Raw genomic sequence first — 2,673 nt, forward strand, 5'->3', positions numbered from 1 at the left:
GACCTGGAATGGTTCGCCATGCCCGCCATCCTGCTGGAGCAGTTTCGGATCTGGAACGGGCCAAACAGCCCTGCGGCCGTGGCCTTCTGGGCCTTGGTCTCCGACGAGACGCAGGCGCGGCTGGAGGCTGGCGCCCACAAGCTGCGGCCCGACGAGTGGAAGGCCGGCCAGAACCTGTGGCTGATCGAACTGGTCGCCCCGTTCGGCGCCACCGACGAGATCCTCGCCGACCTGTCGGCCAGCGTCTTCGAAGGCGCGCCGTTCAAGTTCCACACCATCGGCCCCGACGGCCAGCGCCGGATCAGCGTCTATCCGACGCCGGCCGGCGAGGGCTGAAGGACCGCTCGTGATCGTCGCTGCCGCCGCCCTGGCCGGAGCCCTGCACCTGGGCTGGCCGTCGCTTTCCCCGCCGCATGTTTCCTTGCCGCACAGCGTCGAGATCCCTACCGAGGGCATGCGCCGCCGGGCCGGCTACAAGATCCGGACCAAGGCCTATCATCTCGACGGCTGGGACATGCGGATCGAGCGCGACGGCTTCACCAACCAGATCCGCTGCAGGCTGTTCTCGCCGACCGGCCTGGGGCAGGGGCGGATCTCCTACGCTCACGGCGCGCTGGGCTTTCACCTGGGCGCGGACAGCGACACCGCCCAGGCCTGGTACAGTGTCGATGACGCTCCGCCCCGGCCTTGGCGCGACGACTATCCCGCTCTGATCGCGCGGCGGGCGCCGCTAGAGGGCGGGAGCCTGGCCAATCCGACCGGCGGGGTGGTGCTGATCCCCCAGGAGACCCTGGCCGGGGCCCGGACCGTCACCATCCGCGCCGACCGCGGCCTGACGCCCAGGCGCTTCCGGCTGAAGGGTTTCGAGCAGGCCCTGGCCGCGGCCCGCGCCAACGGCTGCGCCGATCCGGCGTCCTTCTCGCGCGCCCCATGGTAGCCGCCTGGCGTCCGGGCGCCGTCGCCGCCGGCCTGTGGATCCTGGCCGTCTCGGCCGGACCGGTCCAGGCCGACACCCTGGCCGAAGCGATCGCCCGCGCCTATCAGTCCAACCCCACCCTGCAGAGCCAGCGCTACGAGCTGCGCGCCCTGGACGACGCCTATGTCCGCGCCCATGCTGGCCTGCGGCCCTCGGCCGAGCTGCAGATCACCGGCGACTACGCCGACAACCGGGCCGGTGACGCGACCCAAGCCCTGCGGCTGGTCGGCGATCCGCTGGCCGGCCGACGGCTGGAAAGCAACCAGGGCCAGGCCCGGGTGATCATCCAGCAGCCGCTCTACACCGGCGGCCAGGCCAGCGGCGCGGTCGACCTGGCCGCCCTGCGCATCCGCGCCGGGCGCGAGGCCCTGCGCGGGGCCGAGGGCGACCTGCTGCTGCAGGTGATCGCCGCCTATGCCGATGTCCGCCGTGATCTTGAGAGCCTGGCCGTCCGCCGCGCCAATCTCGCGGCCCTGGAGCGCCAGCTGGACATCACCCAGGCCCGCCAGGAGGCCGGCGAGGTCACCCGCACCGACGTCGCCCAGGCCCAGGCCCAGCTGGAGGCGGTCCGGGCCCAGATCGCCCTGGCTCAGGTGCAGTTCCAGGCTAGCCGCGCCAGCTACGCCGCCCTGGTCGGCCAGGATCCGGGCGAGCTGGACCCCGAGCCGCCGCTGCCGCTGCTGCCCGACGGTCTCGAGGACGCCTTCGACCTGGCCGAGGCCGGCAATCCCGATCTCGCCCAGGCCAGGCTCGCCGAGCAGCAGAGCCGCCGCCAGGCCGACCTGGCCAAGGGCGCCGGTCGCGCCACGGTCTCGGCCCGCACCAGCTACGGCTCAACCGGCGAGCTGGCGCCGTTCTACGCCCAGGACCAGGACGTCAGCTGGACGGCGTCGATCTCGATCACCAAGCCGCTGTACGCCGGCGGGGCCTACCAGGCCAGCTATCACGAGGCGCTGAACCGCAACGGGGCCGACCGGCTGCGCATTGAGACGGCCCGAAGGCAGGTGATCCAGAACGTGCTGTCGGCCTGGAACCAGGCCGCCGCCGCCCGCGCCAACATCAAGGTCCATCTGGCCCAGATCGCCGCCGCCCAGACCGCCTTCGACGGCATGAGCGAGGAATTCCGGGTCGGCCAGCGCTCGACCCTCGACGTGCTGGTCGCCGAACAGAACCTGCGCGAGGCCCAGTTGGCCCTGCTGGGCTCGCGCCGCGACGCCTATGTCGCCGAGGCGGCCCTGCTGCGGCAGGTCGGCCGCCTGGAGGTCCGCGCCCTGGCCCTGGGCGCACCGCTCTATGATCCTTCCGCCCACCTGAGGACGGTCAAGTCCGACGGCGCCGTGCCCTGGGAGGGCCTGATCGGCGCCCTGGACGGAGCCTTCACGCCGAGGGCGGCGGCCATGCGGCTGGAACAGCCAGCCGCGCCGCCGAGTCCGCCCACCCTGGTCGAGGGGGCGACGCCAGCCGACCGGCCGCTGGGCGAGCGCAGCCGGACGACGCCCATTCCTGGAACCACGGGGTACGAGCGATGACCAAGGACATACTGGTCGGGCCCTGGTTGGTTGGGCCTCTTGTACCGCGCCCGCGGTCGGCCTGTGCGCGCCTTAGAGCCTGTTGAGATTAGGCGGCGTAGCCTGAGTTTCTGAGATAGTTGGCGCATTCTTCTGGTGGGAAGGCGTTGAGGAGCAAGCCGGTGGCCT

The 2,673-nt window shown here is 72.1% G+C and carries 3 protein-coding genes; all 3 read left to right on the top strand.

From position 1 onward, the window contains the following. A partial coding sequence (locus EV278_RS23820; protein ID WP_132096725.1) for a toxin-activating lysine-acyltransferase occupies positions 1-336 on the top strand: 336 nt, incomplete at its 5' end. A gap of 10 nt (positions 337-346) precedes the next feature. Beyond that, the gene (locus EV278_RS23825) at positions 347-937 is read left to right on the top strand and encodes a hypothetical protein (protein WP_132096727.1); all 591 of its coding nucleotides are present in this window, start codon (positions 347-349) and stop codon (positions 935-937) included. Further along, positions 931-2,505, top strand: coding sequence for a TolC family outer membrane protein (locus EV278_RS23830; RefSeq protein ID WP_132096729.1), 1,575 nt, complete (start codon positions 931-933; stop codon positions 2,503-2,505). Before EV278_RS23825 ends, EV278_RS23830 begins: the two co-directional genes overlap by 7 nt. Positions 2,506-2,673 lie beyond the last annotated feature (168 nt).

The organism is Caulobacter sp. BK020, assembly GCF_004342605.1.
In the GTDB taxonomy this organism is placed as follows: Bacteria; Pseudomonadota; Alphaproteobacteria; order Caulobacterales; family Caulobacteraceae; genus Caulobacter.